Genomic DNA, 23,904 nt, shown 5'->3' with positions numbered 1-23,904 from the left:
TTTCAGAACTTCACACCTTCGTATTCCAGCTTTTCGTCTTCAGTCGTACCCTTTATTTTTAGGTGGATATTATTACTGCGTGCTGTTTCTTTGTAATTCTCGATCAGTTCGATCACGTCGGGGTCTACCACCGCCGAGCGCGACATGTCAATCTCCAGTTCAGCGTTTTGCGGCACCCTGCGAAGCTCCTCCAGAATATTGCCTTTGTTCAGGAAAGTGACCTCCTCGGCCAGCACAATGCGGTACTTTTCTCTGCCCGCCTGTGTTTTCTCTTTCTGCACCGTATGCGAAACCTGGTAACTGCTCTTCAGAATGAAGAAGATACCCACCACCATACCGATGGCTATACCTGTCAGCAGGTCCGTGAACACAATGGCCAGCACCGTCACCACAAAAGGCAGAAACTGGTTCCAGCCACCACGGTACATAGCTTTGAACAAAGCCGGTTTTGCCAGCTTATACCCCACCACGAACAGAATAGCGGCCAGTGAGGCCAGTGGGATCAGGTTGAGCAAACCAGGTATGGCAATTACGCTGGCCAGGATCAGGACACCGTGGATAAGCGCCGAAAGCTTGGTGCGGCCACCAGACTGAATATTAGCCGAGCTGCGCACGATTACCTGCGTAATAGGCAGACCGCCGATCAGACCCGACACAATGTTGCCGACACCCTGCGCCTTCAACTCGCGATTAGCCGGGCTGATGCGCTTTTGAGGGTCCAGTTTATCAGTCGCCTCCAGGCAAAGCAGGGTTTCAAGGCTGGCCACTACCGCCAGCGTACCTGCCAGCATCAGCACCTCGTAGGTGAGTATGCGGCTGAAGTCAGGGGTGGTGAATTGCTGGAAGAAGCCCCCTACGCTGGTCGCCACCGGCAACTCTACCAGGTGGTTGGCGCGCAACGCCATTTCCGGAAACAGGTTCAAAAACACCAGGTTCAGGATAATGCCCAGCACGACCACGACCAGTGGCCCTTGCACAATCTGAAACACTTTGCCTTTTTTAGACAAGACAGTGTCCCAGAAGATTAGAATAAACAGGGAAAGTGCACTGATAATGACCGCCGCCGGCGATACATAGCGCAGTGAGTCAAGTATCAGCGAGAAGGTTGTTTCACCGCTCGGCTCCATAAAATGCACACTCCCCTCGTAGCTCTCGTCGTAGCCGAAGGCGTGCGGGATCTGCTTGAGGATAATGATGACACCTATACCCGAGAGCATTCCTTTGATAACCGAGGAGGGGAAATAATACCCGATGCTTCCCGCCTTCAGGAATCCGAGCGCCAACTGCATAACACCAGCCAGTACCACGGCAGACAGAAACACCTCGAAACTGCCCAACCCCTCAATGGCATGCAACACGATCACGGCCAGACCTGCTGCCGGTCCACTTACTCCCAGCTGCGAACCGCTGATAAGTGTGACAACTATGCCTCCTACAAATCCGGCAATTATGCCTGCAAACAGCGGTGCACCGGACGCCATGGCGATGCCAAGACAAAGCGGTACTGCAACCAAAAACACCACAATACCTGCCGGCAGATCATTCTTTAGTTCTTTAAAGGTAACCATAGCGCATCTTCTTCAAAGTATAGGTTTAGAACTTGTTTCAATAGCATTACTTTAACACTACAAAGTAAAGCCTTGTTTGGTTTAGTTCCCAGTTTTTTTTTCAGTAATTTTTATCACCGTCTATATGATTTATATCATTGCTTTCACGAATTCACATTCGTAAATCGCAGTCTGTCAGGGAAAGGGCAATACTCCTCTTCAGGAGCATGTCTGCTGGATGTCGTATATTTGCCTGCCTATGCAACAGGACAACGCTGTACCGACAGCCCCCTGCTATTTACCATTAACCCCGCTTGCGAGTATGAAACCGTGGACTAAACTGAATAAAGAGACGATCCGGACCATCGTATTTAATGCCCTGGAAGAGAATGTGAATTTCTATGACGAGAACATACTGGGTATACCTGGCTCCCACCTTGATAATAAAGTATTCTACCAGGACGCGCCTTTCCTGAAAGACGCCCCCTTCCTGACAGCGTTGATCCACAACCCGAATCATATCGGCTGCCATACCCTGGGCGCTTCCGAATCCTTTTTCAGGGGCACGCACCAGATCGAGCGCGAACTGATCGGTCTGTGCGCCGAACAGATCCTGAAAGCCGAGCCCGACAGCTGCGACGGCTATGTGGCGGCGGGTGGCACTGAGGCCAACCTGCAGGCCATCTGGATCTACCGCAACTACTTCCGCAACCGCGACGGTGTTGGTAACAGCAGCATCTGCATTCTGTGCTCCCGTGACAGCCACTACTCTATGAGCAAGGCCGCCAACGTCTTCGACCTCGATATCGCTACGGTACAGGTGGACGATGACACACGCGCCATCGACGAAACCCATCTGCAGGAGGTGGTCGCCGCCCAGAAAGCGAAAGGCAAAAGTCACTTCATTGTGGTTACCAACATGATGACAACTATGTTTGGCTCAGTGGATAACGCCGAGGTATATGCAGCGGCACTTGAAGAAATCAACTGCCAGTACATGATCCATGTGGACGCGGCTTTCGGAGGCTTCATCTACCCTTTCACCAACCCGGACAACGCGCTTAACTTCCAGAGCAGGCACATTACTTCCGTGACACTGGATGCGCATAAGATGGTGCAGGCACCTTACGGCACAGGCATCTTCCTGATCCGGAAGGGCTTTATGGAGCACGCCAACACCAAGGAGGCCAGCTACGTGGAGGGAGAGGATTTCACGCTGACCGGCAGTCGCTCCGGCGCCAACGCCATCGCTGTCTGGATGATCCTGATGACCTACGGTCGCTACGGCTGGGAGGAGAAGACCACTACCCTGCTCAACCGCGCCGCCTGGCTGGCCGCTGAGCTCGACAAGGCAGGCATAGCCTATTACCGCAACCCGCACTCCAACATCATCACGATCCACAGCGAGCACCTGAACAGAGGCATCGCCAGCAAGTATGGCCTCGTGCCAGACAATCACCACGACGCCAATTGGTATAAGGTAGTAGTCATGGACCACGTGACCATCGACCGCCTGATCCCGCTGCTCGCTGATTTGAAGGCTTATCAGCAGGATGCCTGTCTGGTAGAGTAAGCTATACCTGCAGAGTGAACGCTATACCTGACAGGTAATCCCATAAACCAGAAAAGGCTCCTTTAGCGGGAGCCTTTTCTGGTTTATATCAATTGGCTATACTTACAGCGACTCCGTTAGCTGTCGCTGAGTGGCTATACCTGTCCCCTTATAATGCTGCAGAAACAGAGCGAGTTTGTCCATGGTCTGGCTCAACTCCTGTTGCTCCGGCAGGTATACGATGCGGAAGTGGTCGGGCTGCTGCCAGTTAAAGCCGCTCCCTTGTACCAACAGCACGTGTTGCTCCTGTAGAAAGTCCAGCACAAACGCTTGGTCATCGGCAATGGCGTACTTTTTCACATCGATTTTCGGAAACAGGTAAAAGGCGCCTTTTGGCTTTACGCAGGTAATGCCAGGTATAGCCGTCAGCTTCTCGTAGCAAATATCCCGCTGCTGCCGTAGTCTGCCGGTTGGCAATACCAGGTCCTGGTTTTCCTGGTAACCCTTTAAAGCCGCCTGTATGGCAAACTGCGCCGGCACGTTGCTGCACACCCGCAGACTCGCCATGGTGTTCAGCCCCTCGATGTAGCTCCTGGCTTTGGCTTTGTTACCGCTCACCAGCATCCAGCCCGCCCGGAAACCAGCGGCCAGGTAATTCTTGGAAAGCCCGCTGAAAGTGACCGTCAGCACCTCGTCTGAGAAAGTGGCCGTAGAGCGGTATTCTACTTCATCGTAGAGTATCTTGTCGTAAATCTCGTCTGAGAACACCGCCAGATTGTGTGTGGCCGCCAGTTCTACCAGTTCCTGCAGCAGTTGCGGGGCATACACCGCACCAGTCGGGTTGTTGGGGTTGATGATGACGATAGCCTTGGTGCGGCTCGTGATCTTGCTTCTGATGTCGGCCAGGTCGGGGTTCCAGTCGGAGGCTTCGTCGCAGAGGTAGTGCACGGCTTTGCCGCCCGAAAAGCGCACAGCTGCTGTCCACAGCGGATAGTCCGGCGAAGGCACCAGCATCTCGTCGCCTTCGTTGAGCAGCGCCTGCACCGCTTGCAGGATCAATTCGCCCACACCGTTGCCGAGCGAGATATCATCTGTGTGGACGCCGGCTATACCTTTGGCCGTGTAGTAGTCCCGGATCGCTTCGCGGGCGGGCAGAATGCCTTTGTGATCTGAGTAGCCCTGGGCATGGCGCAGGTTCTCTATAATGCTTCGGGTGACCGCCTCGGGTGCGTCAAAGCCAAAGGGAGCCGGATTACCGATATTCAGCTTCGTGATACGATGCCCTTCCAACTCCAGTTCTTTCGCCTTCTCATATATGGGCCCGCATAGTTCGTAATGAACCGCATCTAGCCGCGTGCTGCGCTGTATCATACTCGCTTAATTTTTCTCAAATTTAAAGCTTTGCCACTTATTTCAGCTAACAGCCACAACTAAAAAGTCATCGGTTCATTTACCAGTTGAGCAGGACGTGGCAGGCAGGCTACTGTCCGCTTCCCGGTGGTCCGAAAACGAGTACGGCTCCTGTGCATAAGTCAGGAGCCGTAGCTTAAAGTCACGCTTTGCCAAAATCACTTTCCGCCATTGGCTTTCAGATCGTTGATGCAGTTTTGGTCCAACACCGGCGTATAGCCTCCCAGCAGATTCTGCACCACGCCACCGGTCTCCACAGTATAGTACATCAGGCATTTGCTGTTGTCGCAGTGGCGGCCGTGCGGCGCGTCCTGGTGGTTTTGCTGCATGGGTGTGCCGGCATTTACCAGACCCAGAATATGCCCCAACTCATGCTGTAGCACTACGCTCTCCAGCCTTGTTCTGTCTGGCTGCCCGATACCCCCTGACATACTACGAATCGTATGCTCAAACAGCGCCATGGATGTATTGCGGTAAGCGACCCCCAGCACTTTGCTGTTTTCGGTGTCTTCTGCATACTTGCTGTCAGCAAAGAAGAAGTAGATCGCGATCGTATCGGGCCGGGTGTACTCTGTGCGGTACTTTTCCTCGATGCCCGCCAGGTCCTGGGCAGTGTAGGAGCTTTTGCCGGGCGCCGGAATAGCAGCCTGCCTCAGAATGATGCCACCAGGCTTGTTCAGGTATTTCTCCATCCAGCTACGCAGGTTGCTGACAGCGGCCGCCGTAGGCTCGAACCCCTGCGCGTACTGCAGTTCCACTATAATTTTACCGTATTTCTCAGCAGAGAGCAGGTCACGGGCACTCTCTCCCACTGCTTTCCGGTTGAGCACATGGCCGGGATTAGCTGCATTCTCTTCGTCCTTGTCGCAGGCAGTCAGCACCAGTGCGGGTACCAGCGCAAGCAGCAAATACACTTTCTTCGTTTTTTCTAGAAGGGTCTTAAACATATAAGGTGAATTGATTGAAATTATGCTGCACTTAAACGCATAAATAGTAAAATGGCTATACCCTGGCTGCATTTTCTTTACAGAGCGCAACACTTTACCCGAATCATGCAACACAGGATGTATTTCACCAATTAACACTGCACTTTCCTCCTCCCCAGGAGTGCCTGCCCTCAGCCCCTCCTCCGGGCAGTTAGTTTCAGAACACAACCAAATGCTAAAAATATTAGTACAAATGACAACTATATTAGCAAATACTATATATATTTGAGCGATATTTTACACGAGAGTATGAATGAGACAGCACTATGGAAAAAGCCTATACCTTGAACACCCTGCCCGATCACCTGGAAATAGTGCCACTAGGCTTAACTGACCTTTTAGAGCTTCCAATCAGCCAGAGCTATGTAGCGGCAGGTTTCCCCTCACCGGCTGAGGATTATTTGGAAGACAAGATCAACCTGCAACAGGTGCTGATCCGGAATCCTACCGCCACTTACCTGGTGCGGGTGCGAGGTGAGTCGATGCGCGACGCCCGCCTGCACGACGGTGACATACTGGTAGTGGACCGCTCCCTGAAGCCCAGCCACGGGCACATCATCATTGGGGTGGTAGACGGTGAGTTCACGGTAAAACGGCTGCTGCAGAAAGGCCCCCGGCTATACCTGCAGCCGGCCAACGAACTGTACCCGCCCGTGGAGATTACCGAAGAGATGGATTTCAAACCCTGGGGCGTTGTGGTGTGGTCGCTGCACAAAGTAAACGGCAGCCATGACTAGCCTTTTCGCCCTGGTGGACTGCAATAACTTCTACGCCTCCTGCGAGCGGGTCTTCGACCCAAAGCTGGAGGGTAAACCCATTGTGGTGCTCTCCAACAACGACGGCTGCATCATCGCGCGGTCCAACGAAGCCAAGGCGCTGGGCATACAAATGGGCGAACCCGCCTTTAAAGCAAAGGATGTCATAGAGCAGCACAACGTGCACGTTTTCAGCAGCAACTATACTTTGTATGGCGACATGTCGGCGCGCGTGATGCAGACGCTGGCGCAGTTTACACCCAACCTGGAGGTATACTCCATCGACGAGGCTTTCCTGGACCTGGGTAACTTCTATGGCCGTGACCTGAACCAGTATGCCGGGGAGCTTCGGAACACCGTCAGGACCTGGACAGGTATACCAGTGTCGGTGGGTGTGGCCCCGACCAAGACGCTGGCCAAACTGGCGAACCGGCTTTCCAAGAAATCAAAGAAGGCGGACGGCGTGCTGGTGCTGACCGACGAGCGGCACATACAGGAGGCCCTGCGACGCACCGAGATAGGCGACGTTTGGGGCGTGGGCAGGCGCTATACCCGTAAGCTGGCCGGCTTCGGCATACACACTGCGCTGGACCTACGCAACGCCTCCGATGCCTTCGTGAAACAGCACCTGACCGTGGTGGGCCTGCGCACCGTGCGGGAGCTGCGCGGGGAGCCCTGCCAGGATCTGGAGATGGTGGCACCCAATAAGCAGCACATCTGCACCTCCCGCTCGTTTGGGTATGCCGTTACAACGCTGTCGCAGTTGCAGGAGGCTACAGCCAACTATGCTTCGCGCTGTGCGGCCAAGCTGCGACGCCAGAAAAGCTGTGCAGGCGCCATTACGGTGTTTGTGGAGACGAACCGGTTCCGGGAAACGGACGCCCAGTACTTCAACAGCAAGACCATTGCTTTGCCCACGGCCACCAGTAGCACGCTGGAGTTGCTGCAGTATGCCAGCCTGGCCTTGCAGGCGCTTTACCGCGAAGGCTACCGCTACAAGAAGAGCGGCGTGATCGTGTCGGAGTTGCGACCGCAGAACCAGGTGCAGACCAGCCTGCTCGACACCGTGGACCGTGACAAGCACCAGCGCCTGATGCAAACGCTTGACAAACTCAACAACGCATGGGGCCGCGACACGGTTACCTGTGCCGCCCAAGGCACCACCCGCCCCTGGCAGCTCAAATGCGAAAAGAAGTCGCCCTGTTATACCACGCAGTTGGAAAAGCTGCTGTGCATAAATGTGGATTAAACTATACCTGAAATCCTATGAAAGCAGAAGAGTTTTTAAAAGGCCGCGGCGCACAGTATAACCCGGCTAACCCCTACCTGAAGCAGGAATACGTGGCTGCGCACATCGAGGGGCTGGACGAGGCCATGCTCTCCAACAGTAAAACCGAGTTCTTTACCGAGCACCCCAAGAAAATTGTGAACAAAGTGGAGAGTCCGGATTTGGGCCTGTCCTACTCCATGAACCCCTACCAGGGCTGTGAACATGGCTGCGTGTACTGCTATGCCCGCAACACCCACCAATACTGGGGCTACGGCGCCGGACTGGATTTCGAACGCAAGATCATCGTCAAGGAAAACGCTCCGGAGGTGCTGGCCCGGCAACTGGAGAACCAGAACTGGCAGGTGATGCCCATCATGCTGGCCGGCAACACCGACTGCTATCAGCCCATTGAGGCGAAGAAGCAGCTCACCCGCCGCATGCTGGAGGTGCTGCTGGAGTACCGCCACCCTGTGAGCATCATCACCAAAAACGCTCTTATCCTGCGTGACCTCGACCTGCTGAAGCAACTCAACAAGCTCGACCTGGTGCATGTGAACATCAGCATCACCACCCTCGACGAGAAGCTGCGCCAGAAACTGGAGCCCCGCACCGCCACGGGGGCCAGACGGCTGCAAGTGGTGAAGCAGCTAGCGGAGGTTGGTATACCCGTCAATGTGATGGTGGCCCCCATTATACCTGGCCTCAACGACTCCGAGATTCCGGCCATCATCAAAAGCGCGGCCGAGGAGGGCGCCAGCAGTGCAGCCTACACCATCGTGCGGCTCAACGGCAGCATCGGCCCCATCTTCGAAGACTGGATCCGGGAGGCCTTCCCCGACCGCGCCGAGAAGGTGCTGAGCCAGATTGCTGACTGCCATGGCGGTCAGTTGAGCGACAGTCGCTTCGGCACACGCATGCGCGGCGAGGGAAAATTCGCAGAGGCCATCAACAAGCTTTTTAAGATGAGCCAAAACCGCTACATGGCTGGCCGCAGCATGAAGCCATACAACTATAACTACTTCTGTACCAGGGCAGGTATACAAATAAACCTCTTTTAAAAGTTGAAGATACTATTACGCGCATTTCACCAAATAAGGCAGACAACCAATTTGCCGCGAAAGTATCATCCTGTCTGCTTGTAATTGTAGTGTATCCTCCCTATTATTGATAGGTATAACATTTAAACCGCCAGTCAGGTATACGCTTACGACAACCCCGCCGCCTGCTACTTCTAGACAGCAAAACGATTGCATGGAACACAAAAATGACATCATAGTGAACAGCTGGGCGGAGGTGCAGTCTGCCTTATTTGACCACAGTTGGAACGAGCACATCAAGCGATTTCGCTCCTCATACGTATACCGTGGCAGCTGGAGCAAGGGCTATGACCTGAGTACCAGCCTGACCCGACTCGGGAGCCGCTACTACGAACTGGAGCCTCACATTCTGCGAAACTTTCGGAAGTACGCTCACAGCAACGCCGCGCCCGGCGACTCCGTCTGGAACTGGTTGGCCGTAGCGCAGCACCATGGCCTCCCAACCCGCCTGCTGGACTGGACTTACTCCCCCTACGTGGCCCTGCACTTTGCCACCCAAAACCTGGACAGCTACCACGAAGATGGGGCTATCTGGTGCGTGGATTATGTAAAGGCCAACGACTTCCTGCCGCTCAAGCTTCAGACTGCTATCAAAGAGGAAGGCTCCAACGTGTTTACGCCTGAGATTCTGCAGCCCGTCTGTTCTTCCCTTAAAGAGCTGGCTTTGCTGCAGAAAGAAGAATTTGTGGTGTTTTTGGAGCCACCGTCGCTGGACGAACGCATCGTACACCAGTACGCCCTATTTTCGCTTATGTCGAATGCGCAGGCCAACATGAGCCGCTGGCTGGAACAGCACCCGGAGTTGTATTTTAAGATCATCATACCGGCCGGATTAAAGTGGGAGATCCGGGACAAGCTGGACCAGGCCAATATCACCGAGCGTGTACTCTTTCCGGGTCTGCAAGGTCTGAGTCAATGGCTGAAGCGCCACTATACCCACGAATAAGTTTTTTACTAAAAAAGGCGGCTCAGGCGCTGTATCCTCACGAAATATCTATACTTTAATAGACTATTTACACCGAATACCTATTCCTGGCCATGAACTCCTTTTTACCACGTACGCATGAAGCGATCAAAAGCTTTATGCTGAATCATTTACCACCCCATTACCTAAAAACACGCCTGAAACCTGCCCTGCTGGCGGCCACCCTGCTGTTCGGCTCGGCTTCCTGCACCCAGGACAAAGAAGCCCACTCAGCCGCACTGCCAGCCACGACAGAAAAGTATACGATGCCTGCGCAGCCAACCGATAGCACCAGCACAGCCTCTTCGGACACGCTGGCAGCACAGTCACCAACCGTTACTCCTGCCGCATCCGCGACTGCTGAGGCACCTACCGTATACCCGGGTCCGGCACCACTGCCGGGCGCCATCCTGCCACACAAGCGCATACTGGCCTACTATGGCAACCCACTGTCGAAGCGCATGGGTATACTGGGCGAGTACCCGGTAGAGGAAATGCTTAGCCGCCTGGACGAGGAAGTCGCGAACTGGACCAAAGCCGACTCGCTTACGCCAGTGCAGCCCGCCCTGCACGCCATTGTGGTAACAGCACAGGGCCACCCGGGTCGTGGTGACAAATACCGCCTGCGCATGACCGACAAAATGATCGAGGATGTGCTGGAGATGGCCAAACAGCGTAACGCCATTGTGTTTCTGGATGTGCAGGTGGGCCGCAGCACCTTGCCCGAGGAACTGCCTCGTCTGACGCAATTTCTGAAGCTACCGAACGTGCACCTGGGCATAGACGCCGAGTTTGCCATGAAAGAAGGCGAAGTGCCTGGTAAGAAAATCGGTAGCTTTGACGCCGAGGACATCAACTACGCCACCGGGCTGCTGGCTGATATTGCCAAGGAGTATAACCTGCCACCTAAATTGCTGATCGTGCACCGCTTCACGCAACGTATGATTCAGAACTCCCAAGACATTAAACTAAGGCCAGAAGTACAGGTGGTGATGCACATGGACGGCTGGGGACCACCGGCGCTCAAGAGAGACACTTACCGCCGCTTCATAGTTAAAGAGCCGGTACAGTTTACGGGCTTCAAAGTGTTTTACAAGAACGACACGCGCAACAACTCCCGCCTGATGACACCGGAGGAAATTCTCAAGCTTGACCCGAAACCACTGTACATACAGTACCAGTAAAATAAAAAGAGCGTGGCTGCCGGCTACGCTCTTTTTATTTTGCCTTCCCCTTAGGAGTCTGGCAGTTCCATTAGTTCTGGTTAAGCCGATGCTACATGCTACCAATGTCCCCCGAAACTAGCTCGGGATTTTCAACTTTTAGGATGACATAAAATAGTATGGGGTACCCAGGATTACAGGATTATACCCTCTTCTATAAAGCGCTAGTCTAAACCTGGCAGCAATTAATGGAAAGTATGGGCGGGATGACACTTCGACAAGAGAAAAGCTACAGCATTGCTGAAACTAAATTTTGCCCTCTTGTCTAAAAAGGCTTTCAAAATATGGAAAATATTGCCGAAATTATCAGCATACCGGCACGCAAGTGAAAAATTTAAAATTTTCGGGATTGCAAGTGAGTAAAAAGGCGCGGATTTTGCGTTACAGGTATAAGATAATTCAAGCCAATGCACTTATAAAGCCAGAAGGGCTATAGGCGCCAGAAACCACAAAAGCAGGGAATCATGACGCAGTTGTTCAAGCTCTCTAATCTGACTACGTTCTTAGTTCGGTTTATCCAGATCATCATCGTGTTCCCGATGGCGGTTCTGATTAGTTTTTACCTACCACCCATCAGCTTCATCGACTATGAGCTGAATTTCCTGCTGTGTGTTATCTTGGCGGCCATTATTTCTGTCATTGTTACCAGCATTAACAAGAAACTGATCCTGCTGGCTTTCGTGGGCATCATGGGCGCCATGTTCTTCAACAGCACATTCGACGACTATACCGTAGAGAACCTCTACGCTGACTACAACGCCATGCTGGTGAACATGACCAGCAACTCCAGCAAGGTGTCTTACTTCAAGCCTGTAAAAGGCACTTATTTTCAGGAGCGCCGTGTGAAGAGCGCCATGCAGCCCACCCACCCGGCTGTGCGATCTTTTGCCGTAGAGAACTCCACCCGTTATTTTCATGACGAGTACTACCGCAAGTATGGCAAAATGGTACGCTACTTCTCCCTCTTCAAACATGTGCGCAACAGCTGGCGCTACGTAAACGACCCGCTCGGCCTCGACTACTACTCTCCTCCTACCGAGAGCATCCAGCTGCTTGCCGGCGACTGCGACGACTATGCCATTCTGATGGCCTCCTCCATTATGGCCATTGGCGGAGAGGCGCGCATCGTGATCTCGCCCAACCACATGTATACCGAGGTGAAGATGGGCACCGTAGAGGACTTGGACAAGGTAAGCTATGCTGTGCGCTCGCTTTTCCCGGATGAGGTAACGGGCGGCAAGATTCACTTCCACGAGACCAACGGGGAGCTTTGGATCAACTTCGATTACACGGCCGGTTACCCGGGCGGCCCTTTCCTGGAGCCTGAACTGTATAGCGTGATCAACTTCACCAACTCCTAAGGCCGGCCTATACCTGACCAGACAGCTTAATTTTTGGATTTATCGTACAAATGCTGCAGCCGCTTGATTAGCGGCTGTTTATTTTCTATACTTACCATTTACAGCAAAAAAAGAACGAAAAACATATGCCCAAAATCCTGATTATAGATGACGAACGGGCCATTCGCAGCACCCTGAAAGAAATCCTGGAGTTTGAAAACTATACTGTAGACGAAGCCGAAGATGGCCAGAAAGGATTGCAGCACATCGGTAAAACAAAGTACGACGTGGTGCTCTGCGACATCAAAATGCCAGGTATGGATGGTATAGAGGTGCTGGAAAAAGCCATGGAAATGGCACCTGACACTCCTTTTATCATGATATCGGCACACGGCACCATCGACACGGCCGTGGAGGCCACCAAAAAAGGTGCCTACGACTTTCTCCAGAAGCCACCGGATCTCAACCGCCTGCTGGTGTCGGTGCGCAATGCCCTGGACAAGTCGAATCTGGTGACCGAAACCAAGATCCTGAAGAAGAAGATATCGAAGACCTACGAAATGGTGGGCACTTCGGAAGCACTGGGTCGCGTGAAGCAGGCGATCGAAAAGGTAGCCCCGACCGACGCCCGCGTACTGATCACAGGTCCAAATGGCTCTGGTAAGGAACTGGTGGCACGCGCCATACACGAACACAGCAACCGCGCCAATGGTCCGTTGATCGAGGTAAACTGCGCCGCTATACCCAGCGAACTGATCGAGAGTGAACTGTTTGGCCACGAAAAGGGCTCTTTTACCTCGGCCGTGAAGCAGCGCATCGGAAAGTTTGAGCAGGCCAACGGCGGCACGCTCTTCCTGGATGAGGTAGGTGATATGAGTCTGTCGGCGCAGGCCAAGGTGCTACGCGCCTTGCAGGAGCACAAGATTACCCGCGTGGGCGGCGACAAGGACATTCAAGTGGATGTGCGCGTGCTGGCTGCAACGAACAAGAACCTGCTGGAGGAGATCGAGGCCAAGACATTCCGCGAAGATTTGTACCACCGTCTGGGCGTGATCCTGGTGCACGTGCCGCCGCTGAACGAGCGACGGGAAGATATACCTGATTTGGTGCAGAAGTTCCTCCAGGACATTGCCAACGACTACGGCAACAAGCCCAAGACCATCACAGCAGATGCGCTCGAATACCTGAAGCAGCTTGATTGGCGCGGAAACGTGCGTGAACTGCGCAACGTGGTGGAGCGCCTGGTCATTATGAGCGGCCAGGAAGTGACACTGGAAGATGCCAAGGCCTATGCCCGTCCGGCTGTGGCTTAATCGATATACTGTTCCCCATTATCAAACTGTTCTCACCTATGCAAAACGCCCCGGCCTGCTGGCTGGGGCGTTTCTGTTTTATACCTTAGGCAGCTGCTTTGCCCTGTTTCAGCATACAGCATTGCTTGTACTTGTTTCCACTCCCGCACGGGCAGGGCTCGTTGCGGCCTAGGCGTTTGCCGTAGGGGTTAAGGAGTTCCCGGAAGTTGATGCGAAACCTTCTTTTAGGGTTTTGCTGAAATACTTTGGTCAGCAGTTCATAAAGGCGCGGGTGCTTCTCAGCCAATTGGTCGGGCTTCTCGAAGAAGTACTCCGTTACTACCGCAAAGAACTCCGCTTCACTGGTTGCGCCATAGTCGTTTATATCCGACTTGCCTTTTTCGATCTGGCTGATCTTGCGGTACATAAGCTCTTCCCAAGGCCGCACCAGGTCCTCCGGCAGGTAGGCTTTGGGTATACCGTCTATCTCGCCATCAGCCTGGTCGAGCATGTGCGCAAACTCGTGTATACCTACGTTTTTGCGGTCGGCCATGTCATTGAACCCCTGCTCCAGCGCCGGCTTGGACAAGGTTACATAATGATCGTTCTGAAAAGGATTCACGCGCCCCAGCACCTCCGATACGGCTTCGTTGTCCTCATTCTTATACCTGTGGATGCTGCCCGGAAACACCAGTACCTCTCCCAGATTATGATACTCCCAGTCTTTAAAGCCAAAGATCGGGATGATGGCGCTCGAGCCCACCAGCACTTTGGTCGTGTCGTCTATCTCCGTGTCTATACCTGTAATGCGCTTTTCGGATACAAAAAGCAGGAGCTTCCGCTCAAAGCGCTCTTTCTCTTCTTCGGTTTTGAGCGTGTGGTAAAAGCCTACCCTGTCCTGTAGAATCTTTCGCCACTCCACCGGAAAGCCTCTTTTTAGAATTTCTTTTCGGTAGCGCTCCCCACGGGTAGCCCACCTGTAAAATAGCAGTAGCATGCCTGCCACCAGTGCAATAAAAAATATGTAACCCATGGGCAGCTTAAACGGTGAATTGGTGTTTTGGATGTCAGGCAATTAGCAGATTGCAGCCACGTATATCAGAATTATCGAACCGGCCCAATACTTCGAAGGTGCCGTCCAGCTTCAGGCGACCGATGTCTTTTGTCTCGATAAAAGCACAGGAGTCTACGTTGGCCAGATCGATGACATTGATACCTCCCGAGCGTATGTCAGGCCGGATATCAAAGGGATCATTGAGGTCGCGCAAGAGCACGCGCAGGGTATAGCCCGGATGGAAAAAGCCATCGCCCAGCGAGTAAGCCTGCGACAAGAGCTCGGTCATGCCATACTCTGAATGAATCGCTTCCACCCCAAAGCCCTGCTTGAGGTAGGCGTGCAGCTCCTCCCGGATCATCTCCCGGCGACGCCCCTTCATGCCGCCGGTCTCCATGATCATAACACCACTGAAGTCCTCCTGCCCCTTCAGTTCATCGGCCCAGTCGAGCAGGGCATAGGATACACCGATCAGCAGGACTTTCTTTCCTTTTTGCCGGGCTCCTTTGACAGTTTGCAAGAGTTGGTCGTGGTTTCGGAGGTAAAAGCCTTCCTCCTGCTGTCCGGACTGCTTCACAAAATAATCGACCATGGCCACGAGCGACGAACCGCCCTGCTCCAGGTATGAGGGTAGCAGTGCCAGTACAACGTAGTCAGTTATGGGCCCGTAGAACGATTCGAAAATACGCTGTGTGGTGCGCAGATACCAGTCCAGGCTAGCCACCTGATGGCGGCTGCGCGACATTTGAGTAGTACCGCTGCTGTAGAAGGTTACTTCAGGTTCAAACGAACCTGTTTTCACCTCGTGCGTCTTGAAGAACTCAATGGGTAAGAAAGGAATGTCCTCCAGTCGGCTTAGCTGCTTCGGATCTCGGCTCAAGTGTTGCAAATAGTCACGGTACACCGAGTTATGCTCGGCCTGGTACCTGAATAATGCCAGGGCGGTTTCTGTAAAATCAAAGGGCTGATCAGCCAGTAAAAGCTGCAGGTGTCGGGCTTTGAAATCCATCCAAATTATTTATAACAATTCCTGTATCTGTTCGTTTGATTTAGTAAATTTAGCTTCATTTTCTGAGATCCCACATGAGATACATGCTAAAGTATGGTGCGGCCTGCCTGCTGTTGCTGCTAGCCCTTAGCTCCTGCCGCAAAGAACCTGTGTACGACCTGGTGCCAGAAATTGAATTCAGGCGCGTGGAGCAGTACCATTTTGTGGACACCCCTTTTCCTCAGAGACCGGATATTACCTCTCTACGGGATTCGATCGTATTGGTCATCGGCTTCAAAGACGGCGACGGAAACCTGGGCCTTTCCAGCAACCGGGAATCTGAAGACTTTCGGCCCCCTTTCAACGAAGGTTCTGAGTTTGAGCAGAACTTCCATACGGTGATGTACATCAAGGTGCAGGACCCGAACAACCCGGGCAGTTCTCGTTTTGAGCCCTACCCTTTCCCGGTTCCAGGCTTTCAGTTCTCCGGACGGTTTCAGCGACTTTCCTCAGACGAGCGTCCGGAACCTCTGGAAGGTGAGATCAAGTATAGCATCAATGAAATTAACGCATCAGAATTCCCGTTGCTGCAGCCCGGAAGTGTCATCAAGTTTGATATTTATATTTATGACCGCAGTACACCTGTTCCTAATCGCAGCAATATCGTGACGACAGACGAAATAACCCTGTTTCAGCCAGCAGAAGGTTAGAAAGAACAAGGTATATAAAGCACAAGGCCCTGTATCATTCGGTACAGGGCCTTGTTTTTATGTACTGCAAGGCTTAAGATTTCTAGGCAAAGGCATCCGATCCGAATGATTAAATCAGATCAGCCAGATCACGGCTATACCTGCCCCGCTTCTATACCTAACATATATCCATGAATTACGCTGTGGTATAAAAGAAACGGCTAGTTGCTATTTACCATAGGTATAGCAACTAGTCGTCTATCTAACTTTTTATTAAAGAACAGCTGAAGTGCCTAGTATATGACCGGATAAGTCTTTGGGTCAGCCTCGTGCATGATCTCGTATACCGCTTCGAATACATCCTCCGAGTTTGGTTTGGAGAAGTAGTCGCCATCGGATGAGTACGGCGGACGGTGCGCGTGCGCTGACAGGCACTGCGGTTTGGAATCGAGGTAGCGCCAGGCACCTTGCTCGTCTATTACCTGCTGCATCATGTAAGCGGTGGCGCCTCCCGGCACGTCTTCGTCAGCAAACAACACGCGGTTAGTCTTGCGGATCGAGTCGGTGATCGTGTGCTCCAAGTCAAACGGCAGCAGTGACTGTACGTCAATCACCTCAGCGGATATGCCAAAATCCTCCAGTTGTCGTGCGGCTTCCATCACAATGCGGCACATAGAGCCGTAGGTTACGATCGTGATATCTGTACCCTCTTTCAAAATTTCCGGCTTGCCTAGTGGAACCGTGAATTCACCCACGTTGCTAGGTATACGCTCTTTCAGGCGGTAGCCGTTCAGGCACTCGATCACCAGCGCCGGCTCGTCAGACTTGAGCAGCGTGTTGTAGAAACCTGCTGCCTGCGTCATATCGCGCGGCACGAGCACGTGCATGCCTCTGATGCTGTGCAGGATCATACCGATCGGGGAACCGGAGTGCCAGATACCCTCCAGACGGTGGCCGCGCGTGCGCACAATCAGTGGGGCCTTTTGGCCACCCTTAGTACGGTACTGCAAGCAGGCCACGTCATCAGACAGGATCTGGATGGCATATAATAAGTAGTCGAGGTACTGTATTTCGGTGATCGGGCGAAGACCGCGCAGGGCGGCACCTATACCTTGCCCAATGATCGTACACTCGCGTATACCTGTGTCTGTTACACGCAATTCGCCATGCTTCTCCTGCAATCCGGCAAAAGCCTGGTTTACGTCCCCGATGCGGCCTACGTCCTCACCAATGGCGAACACACGCGGATCACGGGACAGCATGGAATCGAAGCAGGCCTGCAAAACTTCACGACCATCCACTAATGGAGCGTCTTCGGCAAACTCAGGCTTCACTTCCTCTACCAATAAGGCAGCCTCTTCCGACTGGCTATACAAATAGGAGTTAAAACGGTCAGCGTTCTCACCCATGGTCTGCTCCAACCAACCCACCAATTCGCGTTTGGCCTGGTTGTTTTCATCGCGTACATAGCGCAACACCTTGCGTACGGCTCTCACCGCGTCGCTGCGGATAGGAGTCGACGTTTTGCGAAGCTCTTCGGTGATGGTGGCAATTTCGGTGATATGCTCACTGGCAGCCGCCAGGTTATCCATCAGTTTCAGCGCCTCATCGTGGTCAGCTTTAATACCTTCCGCAAAGGCCGTCCAGGCGGCAGTCCGGGCCTGGCGTACCGCCTCTTTGGCTTCCGCCTCGATTTGGTCTAGCTGATCAGTAGTTGCTACACCTGCGTTCATCATCCACTCACGCATCCTCACCAGGCAGTCATACTCTGCTTCCCAAGCCAGACGGTCTTTCGACTTGTAGCGCTCATGCGAACCCGAGGTAGAGTGGCCCTGGGGCTGTGTCACCTCTTCTACGTGCACCAGCACCGGCACATGCTCTTCGCGGCATACCTTTACGGCTGCTTCGTAAGCTTCGCAAAGGGCTACATAGTCCCATCCCTTTACTTTAAATATCTCGTAGCCCTGCTCCTCGCGGCTGTTGCGCTGGAAACCGGCCAGAATTTCAGAAATACTGCCTTTCGTGGTTTGGTATTCAGCAGGCACCGAAATACCGTAGCCATCGTCCCATACCGATACCAGCATTGGCACCTGCAGCACACCGGCTGCGTTTATGGCCTCGAAGAACATCCCTTCAGAAGTTGAGGCGTTGCCTATGGTACCAAAAGCCACCTCGTTGCCGTTCACCGAAAACTGCTGCAAGTGCTGCAGATCAGGGTTCTGGCGATATAGCTTGGAAGCGTAGGCCAGTCCAACTAAACGGGGCATTTGGGAGGCGGTAGGCGAAATGTCAGAGCTGGAGTTTTTCTGCTCCATCAGGTTCTTCCAATTCCCCTCCTCGTCGAGCAGGCGGGTACCGAAGTGACCGTTCATGGCGCGGCCCGCCGTGGAAGGCTCTGCCTCCACATCGGTATGGGCATATAATTGAGCGAAATACTGCTGGAGCGTCAGCTCACCAATGGCAAACATAAAAGTCTGGTCACGGTAATAGCCAGAGCGAAAATCGCCGTTCTGAAAAAACTTGGCCATGGCCAACTGGGCTACTTCTTTACCATCGCCGAAAATACCGAACTTGGCTTTGCCCATGAAAACCTCTTTGCGACCGGCAAGGCTCGCATGTCGGCTCTCCCACGCAAGGCGGTAGTCGTTTAAGATTTCCTGGGTGCTTAGTCGTTGAGTTATAGATGCTTCAGCAGTTTGCATGTCTGGTCTGTAAAAGCTTGTTGTGGAATTTATCATCAAAAGTACAGAAAATTAGCCTAAAATAAAATTTGAGGCACTGTACAGGCCGGCACTCTCCTGCACTTTGGCTTGTCTTTTTGTTAAAAGATTTTATATCTTTGTTTGTTTGCTCAACCTCCTTTTTACAAGTCGCAAAATTTCTTTAATTAGCATTATGAACAGAAAATTTTACCTACTTACCGTACTTAGCCTGCTATTGGCTGGTTTTACTGCCCAGGCGCAGGGCGAACTCAAGTTTGAGAAAGAAACCCATGACTTTGGAACATTTGCCGAGGGCGTGATCGCTTCTTATGAGTTTGTAGTGAAGAACGTAGGCGACAAGCCTGTGGTTATAGCCCAGGTACAGCCTTCTTGCGGCTGCACCACACCAGAATGGACCAAAGACCCGATTATGCCGGGTAAAACAGGTGTGATCAAGGCGTTGTATAACAGCAACGGCCGTCCTGGTCCGTTTCATAAGTCCATTTCTGTGATCTCTAATGCTGCTACGCCTCAGGCCGTTATCTTCATTAAGGGAGAGGTTGGACCAAAAGATTTAAAAACTAGTTACACTCCGGAACAAAAAGCAAATTCGCCGCGTTTGGCTGTTGGAACTACTTCACAAAGCTTCGGAAAACTTGAAAAAGGACAAAAATCCGTAGCGAAGTTCACAATCAAAAACACAGGTCGGCAGGACCTGGTGGTGCAGGGCGTGAAGTCAAACTGCAACTGCGTAACCTATAAAGTTTCGGAACCAGCATTAAAACCAGGACAGCAGGCAACTTTGGAACTAACCTATATTCCTACAATGTTAAAGGAGCAAAATGAGGTGGTAACCATCGTTTCAAATGATATCGTAATGCCAGACCTGAAGTTCACGCTGAAGGCAAATGTAGTAGAGAGTCTGGCTCAAAAGAATATGTTAAGGGAGGGCAATCAGCCGATACCTTTCAGATAGTTTTTTTCATAGTTTTATTTTGTACTAATGGCAGTGATTTTATCACTGCCTTTTTTCATTTAATACCTTTCTACAAAAGTCTGGCAGCGTAGTACGATACAATTTTCAAGCATCCGGACACCTGCAGCCAGGCATAACCCCAAACACGCTGCTGCTCAGCCCCTTCAACTCCCCCTTCTGATTTTACAAGGCACTTTAAATCAGTCAACTGCAGTTGCTCTAACATTGTTAGAACTGGTTTTATGTTTAGCCTTTTATTTCAAGATAGATATGGTATATTTGCGCAGCTTTTCCAATAACTAATACTATAAGAAATAACGACATGATTATTGGTGTTCCAAAGGAAATCAAGAATAATGAAAACCGCGTAGGCGTAACTCCTGCCGGCGTGGTGGAACTGGTGCGCAATGGCCACACCGTGTACGTACAGGCGACCGCCGGCGAAGGCAGCGGTTTTCCAGACGATATGTATACCCAGGCTGGCGCTACAATCCTGCCAAGCATTGATGAGGTATACGGCATCGCGGAGATGATCATCAAGGTGAAAGAGCCGATCGAGTCGGAGTATAACCTGATCAAAGAAGACCAGTTGCTGTTCACTTACTTCCACTTTGCTTCTTACGAGCCGCTTACGCACGCTATGATCAAGCAAAAAGCCGTTTGCCTTTCATACGAAACGGTAGAGCGTGCTGACAGAAGCCTTCCACTGCTGGTTCCTATGTCTGAAGTTGCTGGCCGTATGTCCATTCAGCAGGGGGCCAAGTATCTGGAGAAACCACTGAAAGGCCGTGGCATTTTGCTGGGTGGCGTACCGGGTGTGCGCCCTGCCAAAGTAATGATCCTGGGTGGTGGCATCGTAGGTACCAACGCAGCCAAGATGGCAGCAGGTATGGGTGCTGATGTGACGATTCTGGACACGAACCTGGCCCGTCTGCGTTACCTGGATGATATCATGCCAGCGAACGTGAACACCTTCATGTCGAACGAATACAACATCCGCGAACTGCTTCCTACGCACGACCTGATTATCGGTGCCGTGCTGATCCCAGGTGCGAAAGCTCCTCGCCTGATCACACGCGAAATGCTGAAGGAAATGCGTCCGGGTACTGTGGTGGTAGACGTTGCCGTTGACCAGGGCGGTTGCATTGAAACCTGCAAGCCGACAACGCACGAAAATCCGACATTCATCATCGACGATGTGGTGCATTACTGTGTAGCCAACATGCCGGGTGCCGTACCTTACACTTCCACGCTGGCACTTACCAATGCTACCCTGCCTTACGCGATCCAACTCGCTAACAAGGGCTGGAAGAAAGCTTGCTCCGACAGCGAAGAGTTGAAAAAAGGCCTGAACGTGGTACAGGGCAAAGTGGTGTACAAAGGTGTGGCGGAAGCCTTCAACCTGGAGTATACAGAAGTTGATACTGTGCTATAATTAAGGAATAGCCTGATTTATAAACGAGCGCCTTCCTGATCTGATCGGGAAGGCGCTCTTGTTTTGGCCGGTTTACCAAAAGCGCACCAATTTCAATATCTTTGTGTTTTAATGCCGGTCTGCCTCCTCTTCAGAGCTAGCCCGTATACCACGACTCTCGTATCTGACTGATGTTTGACAGTTCATTTCAACTGCTGCTGCGCCGTTTAGGGCTGGTTTTTCTGCTCTATACCTTGCTGCGCGCCGTTTTCTTTGCCTTCAATTCCGATCACTTTGCCGAGGCTTCTGCCGGGCAGGTGGCGCTGGCATTTGTGCATGGCCTCCGCTTCGATGTAGCGGCGCTCGTTAGCATTAACTCGCTCTTTATACTCCTTTCGCTGCTGCCGCATGGCAATCTGCAGCACCCAGGTTACCAGAAAACACTCCAGTGGCTCTTTGTGCTCACCAATGCCCCTTTTATCGCACTGGCGCTGGTCGATGTAGAGTTCTTTAAATTCATCGGACGCCGCTCAGGTAACGAGGTGCTCACCATTACGGGCGATGTGATGGGGCAACTCGGGCAGTTGGCTGGTTACTACTGGTACATGGGTATTGGATTTGTGGGTCTGGTTATTGCGATCATCAAGCTATACCCAAAGTCAGATGCTATACCTGAGCGGAAGCCTGTGCTGTGGCAGCGATACCTGCGCCTGCTCCTGGTTGCCGGCTTTGTAGTGCTGGGTATACGAGGCGGCATACAGCTCAAACCCCTGCGTCCGGCACATGCCTTCGTGCACGAGCATGCTTCGCTGGGGCACCTGTCGCTCAACACACCTTTCACCTTTATCAAGAGCATCGGCAAGACTACTTTGGAAGAAAAGCACTTTTTTACTTCGGATGAGGAATTGCTGGCCAATCTGCCCGTAAAGCCGGGCAGGTATGATACACCTACCGGAGAGCCGCTTCAGGAAAATGTGGTGCTGATCGTTCTGGAGAGCTTTGCTTCTGAGTATATAGGCGCTCTGAACAATGGCGAAGGCTATACCCCGTTTCTTGATTCGCTGGCCAGTAAGGGACTTCTGTTTCGAAACAGCTTTGCCAATGGCCGCAAGTCCATCGAGGCGCTGCCTTCTATACTATCGGGTCTGCCCTCGCTCCTGCCCGATCCTTACATCACCTCGCCCTACCAGTCCAACACGATATACAGTGCCGGGCACCTGCTACGGAGTGCCGGCTATACGACCGCCTTTTTCCATGGCGCGACCAATGGCACGATGGGCTTTAATCAGTATACCCAAATGGCAGGTATACAACACTATTATGGTCTGGATGAATATCCTTCGGAACTCCGGGCAGCGCATTTTGATGGTAACTGGGGGATCTTCGACGAGCCCTACCTGCAGTACACGGTGCAGGAGATGAACAAATTTTCGCAGCCTTTCTTTAGTACGGTTTTCACGCTCAGCTCCCATCAGCCCTATACCGTTCCTGCCCAGTACAAGGGTAAATTCCCAAAGGGCGAACTGGAGATACACGAGTCAGTGGGCTATGCCGATCATGCCTTGCGTGAGTTCTTCAGCACAGCCTCTAAGCAGCCTTGGTACGAAAACACCTTATTCATCATTGTAGCCGACCACACCCAAAAAAGTATCCGGCCGGAGTACCAAAACGAACTGGGCTATCACCGGGTACCGCTACTCCTTTTCCATCCGGCCAAAAAGCTGGAGGCTGATGTGCAAAAGGTAACGCAGCATACTGATATTCTGCCCACCATGGTAGATTACCTGCAACTCCCAACCGATAAACTGATGCTCTTTGGACAGTCAGTACTTGATAGCGCTGCTACCGGTCATGCGCTGCTTTACAATGGTGTGTCGTATTATATGGTACAGCAGGATGGAGTAACTGAGCTAACGGCAAGGGATGAGGTGCGCTCCTATACCTTCCCGGAACTGATGGCAACCGACAAAGTGCATGTAACACAGGAACAGACACTGAAGGCATACGTGCAGTACTTTAAAAACAAGATGCTAGCCAATGACCTGTACTTCTGGCAGCAGAAGCATTAAACCTAAGTCTCAGGCTAAACAGTAGGTATACCTTGTAAAGGCAAAGTATCTATACATTCGCGCCGAATGCCGGTATACCTTGTAGTGGTGTGAATTGGCGGGTTTCGAAATCCACTTCCCAGCAGTAGTGCTCCAGGCCGTTGGTAATCACCACATACTTAGCCTGCAGCACCTGGTTGTAAACCGATACTTGCTTCACTACCTCCTGCGTGATGGGCACACGCGCGGCTTTGCATTCCACCAGCAGGTATGGCTTGCCCGATTGATCGTATACGCACATATCAGTGCGTTTCTGCAACTTGTTATAGGTGGTGCCCCGTTCAATACTGATAAGGCTTTTCGGATAGCGATGCGTGCCGATCAGGAAATGCACAAAATGCTGCCGGACCCATTCTTCGGGCGTCAGCAGCACATATTTGCGGCGTAGCGCATCAAAAATCATGATATTAGCGCCAGAATGCTTAATTTTGTAATCAAACTTCGGTAAGTTGAGCATTTCCATACGGCAATTTACCAATTTTAAAGCCTCCGCCCCAGCAACTCTCCCTTGCCAAGGCGGCTTTTTTATACCTAATT

19 protein-coding genes are annotated in these 23,904 nt (G+C 52.3%); 12 read left to right on the top strand and 7 right to left on the bottom strand.

The features are described 5' to 3' along the window. Window positions 1-2 precede the first annotated feature (2 nt). Window positions 3-1,568: a SulP family inorganic anion transporter gene (locus tag C8E01_RS13160; protein WP_116543911.1), complete on the bottom strand. Its 1,566-nt coding sequence runs from the start codon at window positions 1,566-1,568 to the stop codon at window positions 3-5. A 301-nt stretch (window positions 1,569-1,869) separates the two neighbouring features. Here C8E01_RS13160 and C8E01_RS13155 point away from each other — a divergent pair, with 301 nt between their 5' ends. Next, window positions 1,870-3,120: a pyridoxal phosphate-dependent decarboxylase family protein gene (locus tag C8E01_RS13155; protein ID WP_116543910.1), complete on the top strand. Its 1,251-nt coding sequence runs from the start codon at window positions 1,870-1,872 to the stop codon at window positions 3,118-3,120. Window positions 3,121-3,222: 102 nt separating this feature from the next. On the opposite strand, the gene C8E01_RS13150 is transcribed toward C8E01_RS13155, so the two are convergent. After that, window positions 3,223-4,470: a pyridoxal phosphate-dependent aminotransferase gene (locus tag C8E01_RS13150; RefSeq protein WP_116543909.1), complete on the bottom strand. Its 1,248-nt coding sequence runs from the start codon at window positions 4,468-4,470 to the stop codon at window positions 3,223-3,225. Between the two features lie 197 nt (window positions 4,471-4,667). Continuing rightward, complete coding sequence (locus tag C8E01_RS13145) at window positions 4,668-5,456, bottom strand: zinc metalloprotease (protein ID WP_116543908.1); 789 nt, start codon at window positions 5,454-5,456, stop codon at window positions 4,668-4,670. 305 nt (window positions 5,457-5,761) lie between these two features. Here C8E01_RS13145 and C8E01_RS13140 point away from each other — a divergent pair, with 305 nt between their 5' ends. From C8E01_RS13140 to C8E01_RS13110, 7 genes are all read left to right on the top strand, one after another. Continuing rightward, window positions 5,762-6,232, top strand: coding sequence for a LexA family protein (locus C8E01_RS13140; RefSeq protein WP_116543907.1), 471 nt, complete (start codon window positions 5,762-5,764; stop codon window positions 6,230-6,232). Next, window positions 6,225-7,499 carry a Y-family DNA polymerase gene (locus C8E01_RS13135; protein ID WP_116543906.1) on the top strand — a complete coding sequence of 425 codons (1,275 nt, stop codon included), beginning with the start codon at window positions 6,225-6,227 and terminating at the stop codon, window positions 7,497-7,499. The genes C8E01_RS13140 and C8E01_RS13135 overlap by 8 nt, the downstream gene beginning before the upstream one ends. Window positions 7,500-7,516: 17 nt before the next feature. After that, entirely contained in the window at window positions 7,517-8,578 is a 1,062-nt protein-coding gene (locus C8E01_RS13130) for a PA0069 family radical SAM protein (RefSeq protein WP_116543905.1), read from the top strand. 193 nt (window positions 8,579-8,771) lie between these two features. Then, window positions 8,772-9,563, top strand: coding sequence for an FRG domain-containing protein (locus C8E01_RS13125; RefSeq protein WP_116543904.1), 792 nt, complete (start codon window positions 8,772-8,774; stop codon window positions 9,561-9,563). Window positions 9,564-9,700: 137 nt separating this feature from the next. Beyond that, the gene (locus C8E01_RS13120) at window positions 9,701-10,765 is read left to right on the top strand and encodes a hypothetical protein (RefSeq protein WP_243409562.1); all 1,065 of its coding nucleotides are present in this window, start codon (window positions 9,701-9,703) and stop codon (window positions 10,763-10,765) included. A gap of 503 nt (window positions 10,766-11,268) precedes the next feature. After that, complete coding sequence (locus tag C8E01_RS13115; RefSeq protein WP_116543902.1) at window positions 11,269-12,165, top strand: transglutaminase domain-containing protein; 897 nt, start codon at window positions 11,269-11,271, stop codon at window positions 12,163-12,165. Window positions 12,166-12,290: 125 nt separating this feature from the next. Next, window positions 12,291-13,457 carry a sigma-54-dependent transcriptional regulator gene (locus tag C8E01_RS13110; RefSeq protein WP_116543901.1) on the top strand — a complete coding sequence of 389 codons (1,167 nt, stop codon included), beginning with the start codon at window positions 12,291-12,293 and terminating at the stop codon, window positions 13,455-13,457. 85 nt (window positions 13,458-13,542) lie between these two features. On the opposite strand, the gene C8E01_RS13105 is transcribed toward C8E01_RS13110, so the two are convergent. Together C8E01_RS13105 and C8E01_RS13100 are read right to left on the bottom strand one after the other, a co-directional pair. Further along, window positions 13,543-14,469, bottom strand: coding sequence for a zinc-dependent peptidase (locus C8E01_RS13105; protein ID WP_116543999.1), 927 nt, complete (start codon window positions 14,467-14,469; stop codon window positions 13,543-13,545). Window positions 14,470-14,503: 34 nt separating this feature from the next. After that, window positions 14,504-15,499 carry a LuxE/PaaK family acyltransferase gene (locus C8E01_RS13100; RefSeq protein WP_116543900.1) on the bottom strand — a complete coding sequence of 332 codons (996 nt, stop codon included), beginning with the start codon at window positions 15,497-15,499 and terminating at the stop codon, window positions 14,504-14,506. 74 nt (window positions 15,500-15,573) lie between these two features. Between C8E01_RS13100 and C8E01_RS13095 the strand changes: the two genes are divergently transcribed. Then, window positions 15,574-16,188, top strand: a complete 615-nt coding sequence (locus tag C8E01_RS13095) for a hypothetical protein (RefSeq protein ID WP_116543899.1) — start codon at window positions 15,574-15,576, stop codon at window positions 16,186-16,188. A 272-nt stretch (window positions 16,189-16,460) separates the two neighbouring features. On the opposite strand, the gene C8E01_RS13090 is transcribed toward C8E01_RS13095, so the two are convergent. Then, complete coding sequence (locus C8E01_RS13090) at window positions 16,461-18,869, bottom strand: alpha-ketoacid dehydrogenase subunit alpha/beta (protein ID WP_116543898.1); 2,409 nt, start codon at window positions 18,867-18,869, stop codon at window positions 16,461-16,463. 193 nt (window positions 18,870-19,062) lie between these two features. Here C8E01_RS13090 and C8E01_RS13085 point away from each other — a divergent pair, with 193 nt between their 5' ends. From C8E01_RS13085 to C8E01_RS13075, 3 genes are all read left to right on the top strand, one after another. After that, a complete protein-coding gene (locus C8E01_RS13085) occupies window positions 19,063-19,845 on the top strand; it encodes a DUF1573 domain-containing protein (RefSeq protein WP_116543897.1) in 783 nt (260 codons plus the stop codon). Window positions 19,846-20,167: 322 nt separating this feature from the next. Beyond that, a complete protein-coding gene (ald, locus tag C8E01_RS13080; RefSeq protein ID WP_116543896.1) occupies window positions 20,168-21,280 on the top strand; it encodes an alanine dehydrogenase in 1,113 nt (370 codons plus the stop codon). Window positions 21,281-21,450: 170 nt separating this feature from the next. Beyond that, window positions 21,451-23,328: an LTA synthase family protein gene (locus tag C8E01_RS13075; protein ID WP_116543895.1), complete on the top strand. Its 1,878-nt coding sequence runs from the start codon at window positions 21,451-21,453 to the stop codon at window positions 23,326-23,328. 49 nt (window positions 23,329-23,377) lie between these two features. Here the strand turns inward: C8E01_RS13075 and C8E01_RS13070 are convergent, their stop codons facing one another. Next, window positions 23,378-23,830 carry a type I restriction enzyme HsdR N-terminal domain-containing protein gene (locus tag C8E01_RS13070; protein WP_165820634.1) on the bottom strand — a complete coding sequence of 151 codons (453 nt, stop codon included), beginning with the start codon at window positions 23,828-23,830 and terminating at the stop codon, window positions 23,378-23,380. Between the last annotated feature and the right edge of the window lie 74 nt (window positions 23,831-23,904).

It is taken from the genome of Pontibacter virosus, from assembly GCF_003096355.1.
Classification (GTDB): Bacteria; Bacteroidota; Bacteroidia; order Cytophagales; family Hymenobacteraceae; genus Pontibacter; species Pontibacter virosus.
Note: the sequence above shows the minus strand (reverse complement) of the source record. Positions and strands in the feature narration are given on the sequence as shown.